This window comes from Nonomuraea thailandensis (assembly GCF_024172165.1).
In the GTDB taxonomy this organism is placed as follows: domain Bacteria; phylum Actinomycetota; class Actinomycetes; order Streptosporangiales; family Streptosporangiaceae; genus Nonomuraea; species Nonomuraea thailandensis.
The window spans coordinates 207,347-226,905 of the sequence record NZ_JAMZEB010000001.1 but is presented as its reverse complement, the minus strand read 5'-3'; the positions used below and the strand labels follow the sequence as shown (position 1 = coordinate 226,905).

The window sequence follows — 19,559 nt, the reverse complement described above, 5'->3', positions numbered from 1 at the left end:
CGTGGCGGCCTTCATCAGCTCCCAGAAGACCGAGCACGACATCGACCACACCGTCTCCTGCCGGGCGCTGGGCGTCTCGCAGTCCTGGTACTACAAGTGGAAGAACCGCATCGGCGACGATGCGCCGACCGCCCGGCAGCGCCGGCGGGCCGACCTGGATGCGGAGATCACCCGCGCGTTCGAGGCCTCCGGCGGCACCTACGGCTCGCCGCGCATCACCCGTGATCTGCATGCGGCGGGCTGGCGGATCTCGGAGAACACGGTCGCCGCCAGAATGGCCGAGCTCGGCCTGGTCGCCCGCAAGCGGCGCAAACCGCGCTCGCTGACCCGCCAAGGCAAGCGGCCGGCCGCCCCGGACCTGGTCCGCCGCACGTTCAACTCAGTCGCACCGGACGTGCTGTGGTGCGGCGATGTGACGCAGATCGACACCGGCGAGGGCAAGCTGTATCTGGCCACGGTCGAGGACCTGTTCTCCCGCCGACTGCTCGGCTACGCCATGTCCGGGCACCACGACGCCGCGCTGACCTGCGCCTCACTACAGATGGCGGTGGCCACCCGCGGCGGCGACGTAGACGGAGTGATCTTTCATTCGGATCGCGGGTCGGAATACACGGCTGCCCGCTACCAGGAGCTGTGCCGGCGCCTGGGCGTGGTCCAGTCCATGGGGCGGGTGGGCTGCGCGCTCGACAACGCCGCGGCCGAGGCGTTCAACAGCACCCTCAAGGTCGAGTACGTGCACCGCCACCGGTTCCGCACTCGGGCCGAGGCCCGCCTGAAGATCGCCACCTGGATCGCCGACTTCTACAACACCACCCGGCGGCACAGCGCCAACGACGGCCTGCCGCCCATCACATTCGAACGTCTGATGATCGAGAAGAGACACGCCTCATCGGCCCTGCTGGGGACCGCTGTGGCATAGAACCGTCTCCACGCTTTCAGGGGATTGACATCCCTCACCGCGGCCACCTACCGCATGCAGTTCGCGGAGGTCAGCGCACACGGCGGGAACCTGGCCGCGGGACGGCCGGTCACCGCCTCCAGCAGCCATGAGGGCGACGGCTGGCCCCGGTTCGGCTCATGTCCGGCGCCACCCACCGGCCGCGGTGGAGGAGCGCCTTGAAGCCGGGCTCCCTGAGGAAGTCACTGCGTCCACGTCTCAGGCGGATGCCGGTCCCAGGGAACCCAGAGGGACGGCTGCAGTTCCGGCAGCAGTGGATCGCTGTCCGGCTCTAGGCGAACAGGCCCTTCGCGTCCGGCCAGACGAGTTGCAGGATGGGGAAGCGCGGGGTGCGCTGGTAGAAGCTGAACAGCGAACCCCTTTCGCCGAACAGGGACTCGTACCAGCTGGGGTGCATGCTCTTGAGCAGGACCGGTACGTCCTCGAGGATCTCGGTCCGTTCCTGTTCCGCGGCGATCGGGGATCCGGCTGCGATGCCGTCCGCCAAGAAGGTGAGGCAAGAGTGGCGCAGGTCGGTGTCCAGCCCGAAGATGGCGACCTCCGGCGAGCCGAAGGTGTGCCAGAGCCCGATGGTGCAGGCCCAGCCCCGGCCCGATGTCGTCGTCGAAGACGTTGCTGATGCCCCGGCCGTATTCGCCGATGGATCCGATCATGGCGTTCTGGAACGGGTTCATGGGGCTGCTGACGGGCTCACAGATGATGCACCTGCAGTGGTGTGCCATCCGCCTGAGTATGCCGAACGGGAGTGCCACGCGACGCACCGTCCCGCGGGAGCCGGTGACCCGCGCCACTGGAACGGATGCGCACGCCGGTGACGAAGCCGTCGGGCACGGGAATGGTGGATCTGTCGGCGGTGGTGCCCCGGAAGCCGGCCGAGCCGGACTCCTGTGGGTTGCACGTCCGCCCTCCCCTGCCGGCTTGGACCCTTTCCCGGATCGGCCAGGTCGATAACCCTTCGCAGGACCGGCGGTACGAGGCCTACCATTCGCCAGGGAAGGAGGTCACATGCTCACACACCAGGGCCGGTACCGCTGGAGGACCCGGCTCCGCAGGCGGTTGCCGTGGTTCCTCGTCGATCGCGGAGTCGCCGCCAAGGGACGTCGCGATTGCGGCGACCACGAGTGGTATGACCATGACGGGCGAGTTGAGCTCTGTTATCACTGCACGGTCGGTGAACGCCCACGCGATCCCCGCCATTGATCGCGGCGACAACCTCCGCCATCGGCAGGCCACTCGCGACCGCCGCTCCCCTATCCGCCGTCGGGTACGTCCCGGGCTCGTCACCGAAGCCGACTTCGACAACGTCAGCGTGGCGCGGCTGTTCGACCCGGTCACCCGTCCGGCACCGGTCCCGCGTCCCGGCATGCTGCTCGCCGCCGACGAGTTCGCGGGTGGGCTCGACGGGGATGTGCGGCTGGCTGTGGGACGTTCCCGAAGGACACCGCGCGGCGCATGCCCGGCTCCACGCCATCGGTGAGCGCGCCGCCACGACCTTGCAGTCCTGGAAGGTACTGACTAGCCCGCGCCGCCGCCCGCATCGAGGGACCGCCCTCATGCAGGCGATCCTCGTGCTGCAACTCATCGAAGGAAATCGATCCTGAAGAGCTCGAACAACTCCTGGAGGCCGCCACGGAGATGGTCCATCACAGCCTGTATACCGTGATCGACGATGAAGTGACGCTGGAGTACCTCGCCACGGCCGAGCGGACCGTCGCACGCCACGGCCTCGGGATTCCCCCGGCGAGCCTGTTCAAGGATTCTCCGTGGACCGGTCGTTGGCCCCGCATGACGATGGCCGAACGAGATCGTTGGCGAGCCCGCCACTGGATACACTCACCGCCGATTCGCCATACTCGACGACACCATGATCCTCACCGGCTTCCGCGCCGATGAGCGCCTGCCAAAGGCCGCCGTCGTCAAGTGAAATCAAGCCATAAATCACCTGAATGCTGCCAGAGTTACGACAGAGAAAATCGGCGCAAAAGGGTACTATCCGGTGGAACAATAGGTGGTCATGGGGAACGATCGCCGTCAGGCCTGGAGTTCGCGGGTGTCTTCGACATCCATGTGACCGTCGCGGCCGGCACCGCGATCGAGCGTCTGGCCTCGTGGGCGGCCGGTAACGGCGGGAAGCTCACGCACATCGTGCTTGCCCGCGGCGAGGTCCCCTCCCAGCCCATGCTCACCTTCACCGGCCGCGGCACCCTGACCGGCCAGCGGGCCGCCGCCGCGAGGAGCGCGGCCCGGCTGCGTGCGGAGGGATTCGCCGTCGTCAGGGTCAAGACCGAGGCCGCGCCGTGGAACGAGGACGTGCCGCAGAGCACGCGGGAGGCCACCGCGCTGAGCGAGTGCTACTTCGAGCACCACGCCAAGGTGGCGGTCCGCGACGAACCAGGCGCCCTGGCCACGATCACCGGACGCCATTCGGCACACGTGTCGCGGAACGCCAGGCGGATCCACGGCGACGGCTCCCATGAGCGGTTCGTCACGCAGCGCTGCAGGAACGTCGGCCTGCCCGAGGCCAGACGGCGGTTCGAGGAGCTGCTGGCGGAGCTGAAGTCGGCCGGCCTCGCGGTGCTCGAGGCCGAGCAGGAGTTCGTGGTGCACGACGACAACCCCGGCCTCGACAACGGCTGGATCGAGGAACGATGACGTCGCGACGGCAGCAGAAGAAGCATCAGCAGCGCCCCGTGTCCCACCGATATGACATGCCGGCGCAGGAATCACCTGACGTGCCGGTGACGTATCTGCCTCTCACGCGCGGGGAGGGCGTACGCCAGCCACGGATCTTCGACCCTGCGCTGAAGCAATTCACCTACGCCTTCCGGGCCGGCGACCCGATCTTCGAGGACGAGGAGACCGGACGGCGTCGGCGGCGGGCTCGACGGGAGGCGATCGACCATCTGGTCGGCATCGTCGCGCTCACCCTGGTCGCAGAACCTCGTACTGCGCGGCAGCCTCCTGCTGGAGGCGTGGATCGGAGAGCCGGCCCGGGATCCGGGCGATCTCGACTGGGTGGTGGTACCGCATGACATCGAGCTGGAGAGTTCGTTCACGGCGAAGGTGTTCAAGGGGCTCATCGGCGCCGTCGCGAACGATCCGGACGCCTCCAGCACGGTGACCGTCGACGCCACCGGCATCCGCGTCGATGACATCTGGACCTACGACCGCACCCCCGGGCAGCGGCTGGTCTTCACCTGACATGCCGAAGGCCTGCCTTCCGGGACGGTGCAACTCGACTTCGTCTTCAACGAGCCGCTGCCGGTCCCGCCTGTCACGGCGCTGATCCCGCGAGCGGGCGGCGGCGAGCCCACCGCCGTCCAGGCCGCCACCCCCGAGCTGTCGCTGGCCTGGAAGAGCCTCTGGCTGGCCTCCGACCTCTGGGCTCAGGGCAAGGACCTCTACGACGCCGTCCTGCTGGCCGAGCGGGTCACCCTGCCCGGTGACCTGCTCCGGTGGGTTCTGCGAGAGGCGCTGGGCGAGCAGGAGGCAGCGGAGTTCGACCTGGATACGATCCGGGGCTGGGAGGTGAACTGGGAGGAGTTCCAGGCCGAGTATCCGCGTCCAGGGGGAGGCGCACGTCTGGAAGCGGCGGCTGGCGCACGCCCTGACCCGGGCCGTCAGACCGTGAGCACACCGGATTCCGGCTCTCGCTGGACCTGATGCGAGACGTCGCCGGGGTGCGTGGGCCCGGCCGGCCACCGTCGTTCCCGCCTGGTCGGCGAACACTGTCCCGGGCCGGGTGAGCGTGGCCCTCACCCCGCGCTCCACCAGGAACATTGCTGCCCACCTGAGCATCTCTCCTGCCATCCTTCCCCCCTCGGAAGCCCCGATCCATGTCGATGGCGAACCGGGACCGGCGGCGGATCTCCTGTTTCGCCCGGCAGACTCGACTTCAACCCTCCAATGAGGGGCACTCATCGTCACCTCCACCGCCTCGTGCGTCCGGCTAACCTCTCCAACCACAACACGTCGAGCGAGCGGATTCCTGTGAGAAGTGTCTGGAGGGCTGGAGCCGTATCGGCGATCGCTGCCGCAGTGCTAGTGGCGGCTCCCCCCACGCCGAGCATGAACGCGGAGGCCGCCTCGTCGGTGGCCAAGGTCACCGACCCAGTCCCGATGATCGAGCTGCTGGCACCGGGCGGGATCGGGCGGGTGTACACGTTGTCCGCCGCCGAGGCGGCGACCGCGGTGAGCCTGCACAAGTTCACCCACGAGCGCGGGCAGGCCAGCTATGGGCGAACGACCGCGTTCACCGGCTCCCAGCCGGTCTACCGGCTGCGCACCGGATCCTCCTATCTCCTCACCGCGTCGGCCTGGGAGCGGGACGGCCTCGTGGCCGGCGGACGGTTCGTGTACGAGGGCATCGCCGGTCACCTGGCACAGCAGCGCACTGCCGGCACGCAACGGTTGATGCGCTTCAGCAAGAGAGGCGAATGGCGCGTGGCCCTTCGAGAGCCGCAGCCAGGAGTTGCTCGCCGCCGGGTACCGCGTCGACAGGTCGCTCGGCTGGGGACATCCGGAATGGATTCGCGCTGGAGCCATCTATTTCGGCACGTTCAATCCGAAAGTCCACCGACGTCATCAACGCCACGAAGCAGGCCTTCGGACGCGACGGCGACTGGTGGGGCGGCGTCCGCGACTTCTCGGCGCCGACCCGGCCGTACCGCAGAACACCCAGGGGTGGGAGGGCGACTTCTCCCATCTGAGGCCGGAGATCGGGTTCTACGACGACTACCGGCCGGAGACCGTGGAAAAGCACATCGAGCAGGCCACCGGAGCGGGACTCGACTTCTTCCAGTTCTACTGGTACTGGGACACCGCGCACCAGCGCTCCCCCGAGCGGTTCGAGGCATCACTGGCCGCCTTCGCCCAGGCCGTACCGCCATCGACTTCGCGCTCACCGTGTGCGCCCATCCGTGGGGCGGCCTGCAGATCCCCAGGAGTGACTACTCCCACTGTCGCCAAACGGCTCGCCGACACCTTCTTGAACCAGCCTAATTACCTGCGCGCCAACAACGGGCGACCGATCCTGCACCTGTGCGACCGGCGGGGACTCGGCGACGGCAGCGACACCGACACCGACACCGACACCAGAGCCTTCGTCGACGCCGTCCGCCAGGAGGCCAAGGCCACCCTGAACGAGGACGTGCTCGTACTCGGCTACTGGGAAGCCATGCTCGACCCGACCACGCCCGCCCGGTGGGGGGCCGACGGCGCCTACTGCGGCGTGCGCATCGACCACGTCAAGCGCTACAGCGACTACGTCGCCGGGATGCCCGCCTACTTCGACGCCACACCCCGCAATTTATGCGGTGCGCGGCCTCCGGCTTCGACGAACGCCCTCGCTTCCCGCACCTCATCCCGGATCGGACCAAGATCCGCTACTACGAGGACCAGACCCCCGAGCTGTTCGCCCAGGGCCTGAGCCATATCCGCGCCGACATCGCCGACTCCGGCCACATCTCCGCTGTGGACAACTTCGTGAGCATCTACGCCTGGAACGAGTGGCACGAGGGAGGCATCATCGAGCCCAACGCCAAGGACGGATGCCTGTACCTCGGACTCATCCACGACCGGCTCAACCTGCCCAAGGGAACCTCCTGCGGAGACTGAGACCGCGCCGGCACCGCACGGGACATGGTCTCTGACCGCACGAGAGTGCTCAACGTGCCAATGAGGACCGCGATCCGGCCATGGTTCGCAGCAGAGGTTTACCTCCTGCGCCCGCGCCGTAGTGTGTTGCCGACCTGCGGCCCTGTGATCATGAGGCCGCTGTCGTGAGCTGGTGGTGCGGCACCGGCGAGAGTCCGCGTAAGGCTATTCGAAGGGAACACATACATGGCCATAGCGTTCGGCCACCTGCTCCGTCCTGTCGGCCTGGGCTTAGCGGTGGCGCTGGGGGTCTCACTGTCCCTCGGTGTCACCACCGCGCAGGCCACCGCCGACGGCGCCGCCACAGGGGAGTCAGGAACCGCGGTTGTCGCGCAGCGGGTGAAGATGTACGAGCTGCTGACCAAGGATGGCGGCTACTTCTACACGGCCAGCGAGTCGGAGAAGGACAACGCCATCACCAGGCACGGCTGGACGATCACGCAGACGCCGCTGTACTACGTGTCCCGCGTCCCGTTCACCGGTGGCAAGCCGCTGTTCCGGTTGCGCTGGTCGAAGAAGGCGTCCTACATCGTGACGGCGTCGACCACCGAGCGCGACAACCTGGTCGACTCGGGCAACTTCCGCTATGATGGAGTGCTCGGCTACGCGCCCGGCTCCACCGACGCGGGCGGCGACGTCAGGGTGTTCCGCCTGTCCAGCGACGGCAGGTGGCGGCTGGCCGTCGAGGCGCACAAGGACAGCATCCTGGTCAAGGAGCCCAGCTGGAAGCTCAACGGTTCTCTGCTCTACCAGTTCAGGCAGGCCGGCTGAGATGAGCTGGGCACGCCGGGAGGTCCTGGCGTGCCCAGTCTGGGTCAACTCCCGGGAAGGGCGTTGCCGGAGGACCAGCCGCACCCTGAAGCGGTGATGAAGCTGCGATGAGGCCGGGAACAGATATCATCCAGCCGGAGCTGGGCGGGAGTCGCAAGGATCGCGGATGCAGGGATTGCGTTGGCGCTGACTGCGGTACTCGGTGCGCCGCCGGTCGGCAGGCTGCGGGAGACAGGGCCGAGATCGTGGCGAAAATGGTGGGTCGGCCGGTTCAGCTCGCTTCCCACTGTTGCGTCAAGTCAGGCTCCAGGTACGATCTTTCCCGCCGATGGAGTTCGAGCCCGGCCAAGCGCACGTTCGTCAAGATATACGTCGGGCGCCCGTGACCGTATCCGCCGATGAGCGGTGGCACGCTACGCATACATCGTTCCGCTGGGATCTTCCGCCAAGATGCGGTTTCAGACCGCAAGACTGGTCACACAACAGACGTCGAGCTGCCCGCTTCTGTTGATCCCGAGTCGACGAGCTCCTATCTGAACGCCGCCTGGCCCACCTGGTCTCCGGACAGCAGGCACGGGTCGCCGCTTCGTCACCGCATGCGGGCCATCAAAGCGCGTGGCATGCGGATGGGAGACGGCAACCGGCAAGCCTGTCGCCAAGATCAAGTTGGTCAACCCGCGACGGGAGCGGGTTTTTTCGAATGTGACGTGCTCGGCTGGTAGGACCAGCGGCATCTGCTCGCATCGGTCGGCCAAGGCCACAGCATCGTGGGCCTCAAGGGCACGGTCGCTTGGCGCGCACATCCTGCCGACTGTCCACCGTGGCGCACGGCTTACGGATTCTTCTCACGCTGGGCACGCGCCGGAGTGACGACCGCGATCCAGGATCAGATGCGCGAACAGGTCAGGTTGCGGATGGGGCGATGCCGGTCTCCGGTGACGGCCATCATCGACTCGCAGTCGATCAAGGTCGGCGAGACGGGCGCCCGCACTGCCGTGTCTACGGACGGTCGTTGGCATGAAGAGGGCGGAATTCGGCTGGAATCACTCCCTGCGCGCATGGAAGGACCTGCCAGACTCGATGGTCCCCGTACAGGTCACGACCGTCGCGGACGGTCGGAAGGTCTTCTCATGGAGGTGGACGGTGCCGAGGCTACGTAGCCTGCCAGGGGTGATGGTCCTGATCGCGGTGGCCACGGCCTGTGGGCTCGCACCAGCGGCCGCGCCTTCCCCAGCCACTCCCACGACCGGCCCCTCGCGGCCGAAGACCACGCCCACCTCCGCGCCGCCTGCCAAAGAGAGCGTCCTGCTCAAGGCGCCCACCAACCCCTGCCGGGTGCTGACCGCGTCGATCCGGTCGCGGCTCGGGGTGCGGCAGGGAATCAAGGACCGGCTCGACCCGGCCTGCAAGTGGAGCAACGACCCCGGCGACGCCCCTCCGTTCAAGTTCCGGGATCTCACCATCACCTACGATGCCGGCTTCAAGGAGTTCACCGCTTCGGTGAAGGATGCCAAGGAGAGCTTCGCGACCAAGCGGAGAAGCGACTACCGGCAGCCCAGCGTCTTCGGCGGCGCGCCCTCGGTGAAGGGCACGATCCAGCAGATCGGCACCGCCAAGACGGGCGAGCACTTCGACGAGGGCTACTACGTGTACTTCGTCTACGAAGTCGGTGAGGCCAAGCGCGGCGAGGGCAAGGCCGTCCTGCGCAAGGGCAACGTGGTGATCACGATCGGCTTCAGCGGCGCCGACGTGCCCGGGCGCAGGATGCGCGACAGCAAGCCCATCGGCGACGCCACCGCCCAGGCCGCGCTCGACATCGTGGCGGGGCAGGCCATCGCCGCGGTGCGGTGACACCCGCTACTACTCGGCCTCGCTAGCTGCAGTCTTTCTCCATCCTGATCATGCACATCCAGTCCACCACCCACAGCGCGTGGTCGCGCGGGCCCTGGCCGGGGCTGGAATCTTCGAATTCGAGGAGGTCTTCGATGACATCACCGGGCTTCAGGGGCCCGTCATGCTTGGGGAACTCCTCACAGAAGGAGGCGGACCATTTCTGGCCCGCGGCCCCCTCTTCTCCTCGCTTCACACACTCGTCCTTGCTGAAGGTGCCGTAGAAGACCTTCGCCCCCGGCTTGCCCGTCCACGTCGGGCTGGGTTGTGCGACCGGCGCACTCGTCCTCGCCGGAGGGGATGCTGGAGGCGAGGTCACGAGTGGAAGCGTCCCGGGAGTTGTCGACAACACAGGAGCGGGGGAAGGGGCGGGGGATGACGCGGGAGCGACCGCGCCGGCGAGCCGGATCCTCTCCTGGGAAGCGCCCGGCGTTCCCCCCGTGGCCACGAATACCAGGGCGGCCACGGCGCTCGCCACGAGGACGAGAGCTCCTGCCGTGCAGGAAATCACCAGTCCGGCCTGCTGCCCGGTTCCTCTGCTGTGTGTCACCTGGCCTCCTCGCGTGACGGGTGACGACGATCACGAGGCCTGTACGTTCGTTCTCCGCAGGCGGCAGCTGTCACCGAGCCGGTGTGCGGGGCCGGCCTGTGGCGGACCGCGGATGTGAATTCGCCAGCCGGGCGGCGGTTCGACTGGAGGAGCCGATCCGTCGTGCCCCGCCCGGCCAGCGTCACACAACTCTTGTATGATCACAAATTGCGCGAGCAACCCCAAGTCTTGTTCCCGCCATTCAGCGTGCCGTTTCGGCCACTTCCCTGGAGCCCACCGGCCGTTGTCATCCGCCGTACACCTCGATCCGGTCGAGGCTGATCACGGTGCTGCCGGAGGCGGGGTTGCGGCTACCGGTCACCCGGATGCGCAGCGTGTGCGGCCCCGCCGGCAGGACGGGGCTCAAGTAGTTGAGCTCCTCGCCGACCCGGATGCCGCTGTAGTAGTCCAGGTGCTGCTCCGGGCCGCCGTCGATGGAGATCGCGGCGATGCCGTTGCCCCAGTCGCGCACGCTGAGCAGGGCGACCTGTGTTCCGGTGAAGCGGATCGTCGCGGTCGCTCCCGCCTGCCCGCTCCAATGGTCGTTGCCCTGGAAGCACTGGTTCCCGCAGCCCGAGCCCGACTGCCACGTGCCACCGTACTGGACCTGGTTCTGGCCGGTGCCCAGGTCGAAGTCGTTGATCACTGTGGTGGGTGCTCCCGGGTCGCCCGCGGGCAGCGGCTGAGTGGTTCCGGCGGCCAGCGGCCGGCCGAAGTCCGGGGTGCCATCGGCGTTCCAGCCGATCTTCTGTGCTCGGGTCGTACGGAACGAGTAGGTGTAGGCGCTGGTGTTCTTGCCGTGGTAGGCGATCCAGTCCTCGGTACCGTCGGGAGAGCGGAAGAACGAGTGATGCCCGGGCCCCCACACGCCGGCCGCGTCGTTGCGTGAGAACACCGGCCCGGGATGTTGCACCCAACTGGCGGCCACCATCGGGTCGGCGCCGTCGGCGATGCTCTTGACCCACAGCTGGTAGTCGGGCTTGGCGGTGTCGCAGGCGGAGTAGGTCAGGAAGGTCCTCCCGTTGCGGTAGAGCGGCGTGGGACCCTCCCGCACCTCGTTGCAGCCGCCGTCGGCGGGGATCGCCGTCCGCCCTCCCGTCACCGTCCAGGGGTTGCTCATCCGGGCGATGTAGAGCTGTGCCGGGCCTCCCATCCCGCGGCCCGGTCCGGCCCACACGAAGTACTGCTGGCCGTTGTGGGTGATCGGCTCGCCGTCGATGGCGTACTCGCCGAAATCGGCGATCTTTGCCTTGAAGCTGTAGGGGCCCATCGGGTCGTTCCCGGCCGACTCCAGGACGTACATCCGGTGGTTGGCGTCGACGCCATCGGAGGCCGTGTAGTAGAGGTACCAGCGCGAACCGACCTGCCGGAAGGCCGGCGCCCACATCTGGGTGTTGCGTGAGGGGTCGCTATCCTGCCAGACCACGTTTTCTGGCGCGGCCAGCAGGGTGGCCAGGCTGGGCGACTTCCAGATACTGATCCGGTCCCCGCCTGTGGTGGCCAGGTAGTAGGAGCTCTCGTGGTAGAGCAGGCTGGGGTCGGGGCCGGGGTTCAGCGGGTTACGGAAGCTCTGGGCGGCGGACGCGGAACGCAGGTCGGGCCGCTCCGCGGCGGCGGCGGGCGTGACGGACACAAAGGACAGCAGCAGACAGAGGGCCGCCGCCATTCGGGATAAGAGGCCCATGGTTGATCCTTTCTGCGACGCGCAAGGGTGCCCGGCCCGGCCGGCCTTCCTTTCAGCGGACTTCCAGCTCGGCGAGCTGCAGGCGTAGGTCGCCGACCGGGTCGGCGGACAGCTTCGTCGCTCCTATCCGCACGTAGCGTGCGGTGACCGGAGTGAAGGATAGCGTTTCGCCGGAGATTCTGGGACGCGCCTGGCCGGTCTTGGTCGCCACCGTGGTCCAGGTGGTGTTGTCGGCCGACACCTGGACGGCGAAGTCGACCGGGAAGCCGGCCCCTAGGGCCTCGCCGTCCGTACGCGGCCGCAGGATCACCGAGCTGAAGCGGGTGGGCCCGGCGAGGTCCACCGTGGCGTTCGCGGTGGACGCGCCGTTGCTGCTCCAGCCCATTGATTAGCCCGGCGCCGAGCGTGTCTGGCCATCGGTGAGGGCGGTCCGCGACCATCCGTCGCCTTCGTAGGAGGTGCTCGTGCTGACCGGCCGGCCTGCGGCGAGGTTGCCGCCCGCCACCTCGATCTCGGCGAACTGCATGCGGTAATGACCGTGCGGGTCACGGCCCAGCTTGGTGCCCTCGACCTTCACGTAAGGTACATCGGTCGTCGGGAGAGGGAACGTCTGCGCGCCCGCGCCGGGTGTGGTGAAACCCGTACGCGTGGCCACGGTCGTCCAGGTGGACTTGTCGGCCGAACACCTGGACGGTGAAGTCGACGGGAAAGCCCCTCCCGACGTTGCCGGCGTCGGCCCGCGGGTACAGGTCCACCCGGCTGATCGGCTTGGTGGCGCCCAGGTCCACGGTGATCGACTCGGTGTGGTCGGTGGTCAGGCCGGAATGGCTGCTCCAGCCCATCCTGCCCGTGACCGAGCCGCGCTCGCCGTCGACGGCGCCCTGGGGACTCCAGCCGTCGCCGTCGTACGAACTGGTCGCGGTGACCGCACGGCCTTCCGCCGGGTTGATCTCCGGGTCGACTTTGACGTTGTCGAAGCGGGCGGCCGCGCCCCGGGTGATCAGGGCGATGTCGCCGGCCTGGTAGGCCTTGTCGGTCACGGTCAGCAGCGGAGCGGCGTTGGCGCCCGCGTACACGGTGATCGTGTCCCTCTGGCGACGACGCGCAGCCTGGATCGCTGCCCGGGCACCTAGCCGGGCACGTTGGCCCTGGCCAGCGTGGTCTCGCTGCGGACGATGAAGACCTCGCCGTTGGTGCGCTGGGCGACGAGGTAGCCGGTGTCCATCTCGGTGCCGCTGAGGTTGCGGACACGGTCGCAGGCCACTGTCCAAGGGCGGACGGGCAAATCTCGCGCGGTACAGGCGCCCGTGAAGATGATCGCGGCTACGCGGCCATTGCTGCGCATTCTTCTTGAATTCGCCGTTTTGCTTGCATGAAGCTAGTAGCTTAGGAAGTCAGTAGCATCATGCAAGCAGGTGGAGGAGGTCTCAGATGCTGAGCGGACTTACGACGACCGGAACCGCGGTCATCTGACGTCACACTCGCGGCCCCGCAAGGGCAGGCCGGAGACCGGGTCACCTCAACCTGCACACAGGGGAAACGAACAGTGTCAAGCGACTTCACCCTTGACTTCGTCAGCAGTACCGATTCCTACCGGCGCGAGTTGCTCACCCACTGCTATCGCATGCTGGGATCGCTGCACGAGGCCGAGGACCTGGTGCAGGAGACATATCTGCGTGCCTGGCGGGCGTTCGAGCGATTCGAGGGCAGATCGTCCGTACGCAGTTGGCTCTATCGCATCGCCACCAACGCGTGCCTGACCGCCTTGGATCACGCCGGCCGCAAGGTGTTGCCGTCGGGTCTCATGGGCCCCGGCGACGATCCGTACGCGCCGCCGCCGTCCGCCGACCCTGCCATCCCTTGGATCCAGCCGATGCCCGACGCGCTCGTGGAGCCGGAGTCGCAGGATCCGGCCGCGATCGTCACGGCGCGGGACAGCCTGCGGCTGGCGCTGATCGCCGGCCTGCAGTACCTGCCGGCGCGGCAGCGAGCCGTTCTCATCCTCCGGGAGGTGCTCGCATTCTCCGCCGCCGAGGTCGCGCGGATGCTGGACACGAGCGTCCCGGCGGTCAAGAGCCTGCTCCAGCGGGCCCGTGCCACGCTGGAGGAGGCCGCGCCGAGCATGGATCACGTCATCGAGCCGTCCGACCCGCGAGCCCGCGCACTGCTGGCCAGGTACATGGATGCCTTTGAGAAGGCGGACGCGGCCGCCCTGCAGGAGATCCTTCGGGACGACGTCGCCCTGGAGGCGACGGCGCTCGGCACCTGGTTCGACGGCATGGCGACCTGCGTACCGTTGCTGGCCACGCATGTGCTGACTCCCGGCGATGGCCGCGATCATCGACAAGATCAGTTTCTTGTATGTCCGTCTGGTAGGTCCGCCAACGCGCATGGCCGCCCAGGCCGAGCGCGCCCGGCGATGCCGTAGCGCCAGCCGCGCCGGGATTCAGGAGGCGGGGGTGCGGCCGACCGGCCGGTACTTCATTAGGACGACTCCGGAGGTGAACGGCTCGGCGGAGATCAACTCCAGCCGTTGCGGTGGCCTGCCGCCCTGAAACAGAGCCTCGCCCTCACGCAGGAACACGGGATGCACCAGCAGGTGGAACTCGTCGACGAGCCCGAGCTCAACGAGGGACCCGATTACTCCGAGGCTGCCATAGACCACGAGGTTCCCGCCGTGGCCGCGCTTGAGCTCCCTGATCTCGTCCGGGTCAACGCGTCCGAGTCTGCGGGTGTTCTGCCACACCGCGATGTTCCCCGAGGCGGAGATGACGATTTTCTCCATCATGTCGACCCGTCGGGCGTACCTCCGAATCTCCTCCGCTTCGTCAGGGTCCTGTGCGGCCCGCGGCCAATGGCCGGCGAAGTCGGCGTGATCCCCCCAGCAACAGGGCACTAGAGCCCTCCACCAGCTCCCGCTCATACCTGAGCACCTGCTCGTCGATCTGCAACCAGTCCATCTCGTCTCGCGGACCGGCGACGAATCCGTCGAGCGTCGTCCACACCGACACAATGATCTTGCGCATCTTCCATCCTCTGCCGCGGCGCGTCGCACTTGGCGGGCTGCCGGGCCGGAGTTGATTCCGAAGGCGTCTGCACGGCTGACCGTAGCCCTGTGCACGCAGGCGGGCAGAGGCTGGCGGCTGCGACGTGATCCCTCTTGCGGCACCAGGGGCGTCGATCAGGTCCGTCGATGGGTGGAGATGACCTCTCCGGTCCATGCCGTGGTGGTGTCGGTCAGCTCCAGGTCCAGCGGTGCGCCGGCACTGAACAGCCGCTTGCCGCCACCGATCACGGTGGGGTAGGTCAGCAGGACGAATTCGTCGATGAGCCCGGCGGGCAGCAGCGTGGCGATCAGCTGGCTGCTGCCCCAGATGCTGATGTGGTCGTGCCGCTGCTTCAGTTGGGCGACCTGCTTGGTGGCGTCTCCGCGTAGCAGGGTGGAGTTGTTCCAGTCGACGGTCTGCAAGGTACGGGAAGCCACGTACTTGGGCTGGCTGTTGAGCTGGACGGTCCGCTGGATCGGCGCCGGGCCAGTAACTGGAGAACAGCTCATAGGTTCGCCTGCCGATCAGCAGCGCGTCGGCGTCCAGCACCGATTTGGTGGTGCGCTTGTCCACCGCCGGGTCGGCGTAGCGCTGGCTTCAGCCGCCGGACTCGAACCCGCCGTCGCGGTCTTCGTCCGGGAGGCCGGGTGCCTGGATCACGCCGTCGAGGGTGACGAACGCCGTCACCACAATCTTGCCCATTCTCAGATGTCCTTTCCCGGTCGCGCCTGAGGTCTTGGAGGTCTGGACTGTTATCGGTCGACGCCGAAGGCGGCCAGGACGGGTTCGGGAGTCCGCCCTGGAAAGCGCTACTGGAAGTCCAGGACGCCGATCCAGGACGGGCGCAGTGCGATCCGGACCATGCAGAGACCCGGCTGGTCGATCGCAGTCACGTAGGCGTTTCCGGCCTCGCCCATCACCGCTCGCTGGATCGTGGCGTACTCGGGAAGCACGCCTGCCACCTCGGTGAGGGTGACCTTCCCACGCAGCATGAGGGCCTGTGGGGGAACGTCGGCGGTGTCGATGCTGATCGCCACGTCACGGCGGGCGCGCAGGTCGCGGATCTTATAGGTGCCGGCGAACGCGCCAATGACGACCTCGTCGCCGTTCCAGAGGAAGTTGACGGGGATCAGCCGCGGTGTCCCGTGCTTACCGGTGTACGCCAGCCGCGCCATCAGAGTCGAGTCGTTGAGCAGGCGCTGCGCGATGGGAGTGTGCAGCAGTCGCACGTCGCCCTGCGGCGGGTCCTTGTTCAGCTCTTGCAGACGGGTCAGCAGATCGTAGGTGCGCGCGCCGGCGATGCGGGTGACAATCTTGGCCTGACACGAGCTCGGAGCCAGCGCATCGGTCAGCATCCGCACGTGGTGACCCTTGCGGCCGACAATGGCCAGGAACACATCTTGAATGGCATTTTTTTGATACCCCTCGGACGAGGTTCGACGCTACCCTCACATAGACTGTTGCGCCTTAGCGGCAATATTCGTCTTATGCCAGCCGACAGGGGAGCGGAAGGAGTTGAACACGTGCTCAAGACTTCGATCAGCCGTCCACGAATGCGTCCGGTGACGTCACTGAAGTACATAATGTATCCCGACTAGCTGAGCGCGGCCACAGCTGCCATGGGTTTGCCGGTGGCGATGGGTAGTCGGGTTTCCTTGAACTCGTCGCCACCAAACAAGGAGTGAAATAGCACTAGGATGTTGCACGAGTTGCGAGTATGCGCAAGCGCCCTCATTGACGGCCCGTTCACCCTCGGTCGAACTCTCCTGCGACTCGCGGACCGATATGATCCTTCCCGGAGGACCGAAGCTCAAATGATCCGGTCATTCGTTGATGGGCGTTCCTCGGACCGAGCGGCACGTCCATTGACGTTGACTGCAGACGAGGCATTTCGAACGAGATATTTTGCCGCCGAGCAGACCAGGTTTATTTGTCATCAACTCATTGCGTTAATCGAGCCAACATTTCGCGATCTAAAATGGGCCATCTGCCACACAGAGTTCGCAGACGATACTGATCGGCAACTGCTGGGGGTCCTGACTAGCCGTACGTACAGCTGGATGGACATCACCGTGCTTCCGCCGGGTGAATCAGCCATGGAAGATCTCTATCCTGACCCGTTGCAGCGTGAGATGATTCAGATACCGCCGGGTTTGATGGGGAACGATCTCCAGCGCTGGCATGATGAACAGGCAGACAGGCTCTCGGGAATGGCCGATGGGTCCGACGCGCGCATCTATCACTCCATGCACGGTACTAGTCCTGCACGTGCAGTACCACTTCTGTCGGAGCGACTCATAGACGCGGCGAAGCACGGATACTATCAAGCCGCAGCCCGATACGGCGAGCAGCTGTACGAGATTCAAGGATTTCCGCAAAAATACGATCCGCATGTACATGCGACACTGCGCGCATATTCGGCGGCCCTCGTGGCCACCGGGCGCAGTGAAGAAGCGGTAGCCTTTTACCGACGCGCATCGGACCACTGGAACAATCCACGGCTCCATGCAGCGGCGTACTACACCGAAGCAATGGTACGCGCTCGTTTCGCAGAGGTGCTTGAACGTGACCTCGGCAAAGCGTCCAAGAAGCTTGAACAGGCCGTTCGGGCAGCGAAGAGTATTGAGCACGATCGCGAACGCACCTACCATTCAGCATTTCTGGCGAACGCCGCCGCATACCTGTCGATGCGCAAAGGTGATGTTGACGGGGCGTTGTCCTGGCTTAATGAGGATCTCCGGATCCTTGATTCGCTGTTCGGCCCGGACGTCAAGCATCAACATCGGGTAGTTGTACGAGCCAATCGCGCTACGCTGCTACAGCGTTTGGGCAGGGCAGACGAAGCGCTTGTCGACCTTGACTACGTCGTGGAAAACGATCCGTATGTCACGGAATACCGTGTGGACCGAGCTATTGTGCTGCACGGACTGGGGAGACGACGGGAAGCTCTCCAGGAGCTGACATTCGCGGTCGAACGCTGCATCGCCATCCCGGAGGCCTACTACAACCGGGCGGTGCTCCGGCTGGAGCAGGGGGAGCACACCGGCGCTATCGACGATCTTCGGTCTGCCCTGCGGCTTGATCCGGGAGACCAGCAGACTGTGCTGACCTACGCTGAGACGCTGCTTACCGTCGGCCGCTTCGATGACGTGCGACGAGTGCTGGATGACCTACCGGTGATTGGCGTTGATGACCGTGTGACCGCACTTCGCGCCCGGCTTGCCAACGCCACTGGAGATGCGCTGTCAGCGCTCACGATACTCGATGAGGCGATCGACCAAATGCCCGCCTCGACATTGCTGCGTGCCGAACGCAGCTCTGCCCTGTACGAGTTGGGACGGCTCACAGACGCACTGGCTGACCTGGATGCGGCCGTCGAGCAGGGCGAGACCGATCCGGTTCTTCAGATCAACCGGCTGAAGTTGCTCCACGAGTGCGGCCGCACCGCGGAGGCGGCCACAGGCGCCGCGCTCCTGCTGGACAGCGGCCCTCTGCCCGCCGAACTGGCTGACCATCTGAGCGATTTCGTTCCGCACGTGCTCCAGGGCCGGAACAGGGAACCTGACGGCCAACGACCGACCATCTGATTACGGTGACCACATTCACTGCTGCTTCGAAGATACGGTCGGTCTGGCGTGATCGCCAGTTCGTCCTCTACTGGTCAAGTCAGTCCGTCTCTCTGGTCGGTTCAGGCCTGACACAAGTCGCAATGCCCCTGCTGGTTGCATTGACCATGCAGGCTGGTCCGATGGCCTTGGGCGTTATCGAGGCGTGCATATGGTTGCCGTTCCTCGGTCTGCCGCTGTTCGCCGGGGTCCTCGTCGACCGTCATCGGAAACGTCCAGTACTGATCTGCGCCAATCTTATCCGTGCCGGTCTGCAAATCCTGGTGTTCACGCTCTCCGTTACTGGCCTGATCACGCTACCCCTCCTCGCCGTCATTGTTCTGGCCACTGGGGCAGCCTCCGTATTCGCCGATGTCGCCGCGCAGGCCTTTCTGCCGCAGTTGGTTGGCCGAGAACGCCTCATCCAGGCCCACTCCGCGAACGCCGCCTCACGGTCAGTGGCCACGCTCGCCGGACCGGGTGCTGCAGGTCTGCTGGTGCAGGCGTTCGGTCCGCCGCTGGCGATCCTTCTCGACGGCCTGTCCTTTCTAGCGCCGGCTGGCGCTTTTCTGGCCATTCGCAGGAAGGAGGTCATACCTGCTCGCGACACCCGGAAGGCGGTTTTCCATGAGATCGGCGAAGGCTTGGCGTTCGTCTGGCGAACCGTGCCGATTCGGCTGATGACACTGCAGAGCCTGCTGTTCTACGGATTCTGGCAGGCGGCCATAGTGCCCTTTTTGTTTCACGGTGTGCATGATCTTAGAATCGACATCGGCTGGTGGGGTCTCCTCTTCGGTATCGACGGTGCCGGCGCACTCCTCGGCTCGCTGATCGCACCGCGGATCCACGCGCGATTCGGCGCCGGCCGAGCGCTTCTTCTGACTGGCAGCGGACATTTCGGTCTGCTGTTGATCCCCGCACTTAACTCGCCTGGTGGGACGACCATCATCGGCTGGGGGCTCGGGCTCATCTGCTCCGGCTTCGCCCTCGGCGTCATGAGTGTGATCGTCGCCACCACACGCGTCAAACTCACCAACGACCAAATGCTCGGCCGGGTTACAGCTTCGGTACGCCTTCTCCAGTTCGCGCCCATTCCTGTCGGCGCCGCCACCGGCGGCATGCTGTCAGTCGCCATCGGCAACCACCTTGCCCTGTGGCTCACCATCACGGCCGCGACCGTCACGATCTCCACTTTGATTCCACTACGCAACTACCACGGCGCATCCGAGGCGAGCCAGTGAGGTGATCTCGTGTGCCCAGCAGAGCAGGAGGTGAAGCCGTGACGTAGCGGCTGATCTTGTTGTTCGTAAGCTCGTCGTCGCTTGCCGGTGGAAGTCCAGTCCGGGTAGCTGTCAGGAGG

Annotated in this window: 22 protein-coding genes and 2 pseudogenes; 13 read left to right on the top strand and 11 right to left on the bottom strand. The window is 66.3% G+C overall.

The window, feature by feature from the left end:
• Nucleotide 1: 1 nt before the first annotated feature.
• Nucleotides 2–919: an IS3 family transposase gene (locus HD597_RS01090; protein ID WP_253739367.1), complete on the top strand. Its 918-nt coding sequence runs from the start codon at nt 2–4 to the stop codon at nt 917–919.
• 310 nt (nt 920–1,229) lie between these two features.
• On the opposite strand, the pseudogene HD597_RS01085 reads toward HD597_RS01090, so the two are convergent.
• A pseudogene (locus HD597_RS01085) lies at nt 1,230–1,547 on the bottom strand (DUF4262 domain-containing protein); the annotation flags it as partial.
• 537 nt (nt 1,548–2,084) lie between these two features.
• Between HD597_RS01085 and HD597_RS01080 the strand changes: the two are divergent.
• From HD597_RS01080 to HD597_RS01040, 9 genes and pseudogenes are all read left to right on the top strand, one after another.
• Nucleotides 2,085–2,435: a hypothetical protein gene (locus HD597_RS01080; RefSeq protein ID WP_253740362.1), complete on the top strand. Its 351-nt coding sequence runs from the start codon at nt 2,085–2,087 to the stop codon at nt 2,433–2,435.
• A gap of 590 nt (nt 2,436–3,025) precedes the next feature.
• On the top strand, nt 3,026–3,610 hold the full coding sequence (locus HD597_RS01070) for a hypothetical protein (RefSeq protein WP_253739661.1): 585 nt from the start codon (nt 3,026–3,028) through the stop codon (nt 3,608–3,610).
• Nucleotides 3,611–3,973: 363 nt separating this feature from the next.
• A complete protein-coding gene (locus HD597_RS01065; protein WP_253739660.1) occupies nt 3,974–4,159 on the top strand; it encodes a hypothetical protein in 186 nt (61 codons plus the stop codon).
• A gap of 12 nt (nt 4,160–4,171) precedes the next feature.
• Nucleotides 4,172–4,621 (top strand): nucleotidyl transferase AbiEii/AbiGii toxin family protein, encoded by a 450-nt coding sequence (locus tag HD597_RS01060; RefSeq protein ID WP_276082721.1) that lies wholly within the window; start codon nt 4,172–4,174, stop codon nt 4,619–4,621.
• A 243-nt stretch (nt 4,622–4,864) separates the two neighbouring features.
• A pseudogene (locus tag HD597_RS67180) lies at nt 4,865–5,323 on the top strand (hypothetical protein); the annotation flags it as partial.
• A 259-nt stretch (nt 5,324–5,582) separates the two neighbouring features.
• Complete coding sequence (locus HD597_RS01055; protein WP_253739656.1) at nt 5,583–6,386, top strand: glycoside hydrolase family 71/99 protein; 804 nt, start codon at nt 5,583–5,585, stop codon at nt 6,384–6,386.
• Complete coding sequence (locus HD597_RS01050; RefSeq protein WP_253739653.1) at nt 6,269–6,574, top strand: glycoside hydrolase family 99-like domain-containing protein; 306 nt, start codon at nt 6,269–6,271, stop codon at nt 6,572–6,574. Before HD597_RS01055 ends, HD597_RS01050 begins: the two co-directional genes overlap by 118 nt.
• Nucleotides 6,575–6,799: 225 nt before the next feature.
• Complete coding sequence (locus HD597_RS01045) at nt 6,800–7,384, top strand: hypothetical protein (protein ID WP_253739651.1); 585 nt, start codon at nt 6,800–6,802, stop codon at nt 7,382–7,384.
• Between the two features lie 1,170 nt (nt 7,385–8,554).
• Nucleotides 8,555–9,235, top strand: coding sequence for a DUF3558 domain-containing protein (locus tag HD597_RS01040; protein WP_253739649.1), 681 nt, complete (start codon nt 8,555–8,557; stop codon nt 9,233–9,235).
• Nucleotides 9,236–9,257: 22 nt separating this feature from the next.
• Here HD597_RS01040 and HD597_RS01035 read toward each other — a convergent pair whose 3' ends face one another.
• The 6 genes from HD597_RS01035 to HD597_RS65655 form a co-directional block, all read right to left on the bottom strand.
• On the bottom strand, nt 9,258–9,470 hold the full coding sequence (locus HD597_RS01035) for a hypothetical protein (RefSeq protein ID WP_253739647.1): 213 nt from the start codon (nt 9,468–9,470) through the stop codon (nt 9,258–9,260).
• A 640-nt stretch (nt 9,471–10,110) separates the two neighbouring features.
• Nucleotides 10,111–11,547 carry a family 43 glycosylhydrolase gene (locus HD597_RS01030; protein ID WP_253739645.1) on the bottom strand — a complete coding sequence of 479 codons (1,437 nt, stop codon included), beginning with the start codon at nt 11,545–11,547 and terminating at the stop codon, nt 10,111–10,113.
• Nucleotides 11,548–11,599: 52 nt separating this feature from the next.
• Complete coding sequence (locus HD597_RS01025; RefSeq protein ID WP_253739643.1) at nt 11,600–11,932, bottom strand: discoidin domain-containing protein; 333 nt, start codon at nt 11,930–11,932, stop codon at nt 11,600–11,602.
• 3 nt (nt 11,933–11,935) lie between these two features.
• Complete coding sequence (locus HD597_RS01020; protein WP_253739641.1) at nt 11,936–12,124, bottom strand: hypothetical protein; 189 nt, start codon at nt 12,122–12,124, stop codon at nt 11,936–11,938.
• On the bottom strand, nt 12,093–12,623 hold the full coding sequence (locus HD597_RS01015) for a discoidin domain-containing protein (RefSeq protein WP_253739639.1): 531 nt from the start codon (nt 12,621–12,623) through the stop codon (nt 12,093–12,095). Before HD597_RS01015 ends, HD597_RS01020 begins: the two co-directional genes overlap by 32 nt.
• A gap of 53 nt (nt 12,624–12,676) precedes the next feature.
• A complete protein-coding gene (locus HD597_RS65655; RefSeq protein WP_308210542.1) occupies nt 12,677–12,811 on the bottom strand; it encodes a hypothetical protein in 135 nt (44 codons plus the stop codon).
• 282 nt (nt 12,812–13,093) lie between these two features.
• Between HD597_RS65655 and HD597_RS01010 the strand changes: the two genes are divergently transcribed.
• Nucleotides 13,094–13,975, top strand: a complete 882-nt coding sequence (locus HD597_RS01010; protein ID WP_253739637.1) for an RNA polymerase subunit sigma-70 — start codon at nt 13,094–13,096, stop codon at nt 13,973–13,975.
• Nucleotides 13,976–13,993: 18 nt separating this feature from the next.
• Here HD597_RS01010 and HD597_RS01005 read toward each other — a convergent pair whose 3' ends face one another.
• From HD597_RS01005 to HD597_RS00990, 4 genes are all read right to left on the bottom strand, one after another.
• Nucleotides 13,994–14,335 (bottom strand): dihydrofolate reductase family protein, encoded by a 342-nt coding sequence (locus HD597_RS01005; protein ID WP_253739635.1) that lies wholly within the window; start codon nt 14,333–14,335, stop codon nt 13,994–13,996.
• A 40-nt stretch (nt 14,336–14,375) separates the two neighbouring features.
• Nucleotides 14,376–14,573 (bottom strand): dihydrofolate reductase family protein, encoded by a 198-nt coding sequence (locus HD597_RS01000; RefSeq protein ID WP_253739633.1) that lies wholly within the window; start codon nt 14,571–14,573, stop codon nt 14,376–14,378.
• 155 nt (nt 14,574–14,728) lie between these two features.
• Nucleotides 14,729–15,103, bottom strand: a complete 375-nt coding sequence (locus HD597_RS00995; RefSeq protein WP_253739631.1) for a dihydrofolate reductase family protein — start codon at nt 15,101–15,103, stop codon at nt 14,729–14,731.
• Nucleotides 15,104–15,403: 300 nt separating this feature from the next.
• Nucleotides 15,404–15,991, bottom strand: a complete 588-nt coding sequence (locus HD597_RS00990) for a pyridoxamine 5'-phosphate oxidase family protein (RefSeq protein ID WP_253739629.1) — start codon at nt 15,989–15,991, stop codon at nt 15,404–15,406.
• Between the two features lie 663 nt (nt 15,992–16,654).
• Between HD597_RS00990 and HD597_RS00985 the strand changes: the two genes are divergently transcribed.
• Both HD597_RS00985 and HD597_RS00980 read left to right on the top strand, forming a co-directional pair.
• Nucleotides 16,655–18,181: a tetratricopeptide repeat protein gene (locus HD597_RS00985; protein WP_253739627.1), complete on the top strand. Its 1,527-nt coding sequence runs from the start codon at nt 16,655–16,657 to the stop codon at nt 18,179–18,181.
• Between the two features lie 5 nt (nt 18,182–18,186).
• Entirely contained in the window at nt 18,187–19,440 is a 1,254-nt protein-coding gene (locus tag HD597_RS00980) for an MFS transporter (RefSeq protein ID WP_253739625.1), read from the top strand.
• Nucleotides 19,441–19,559: the final 119 nt, after the last annotated feature.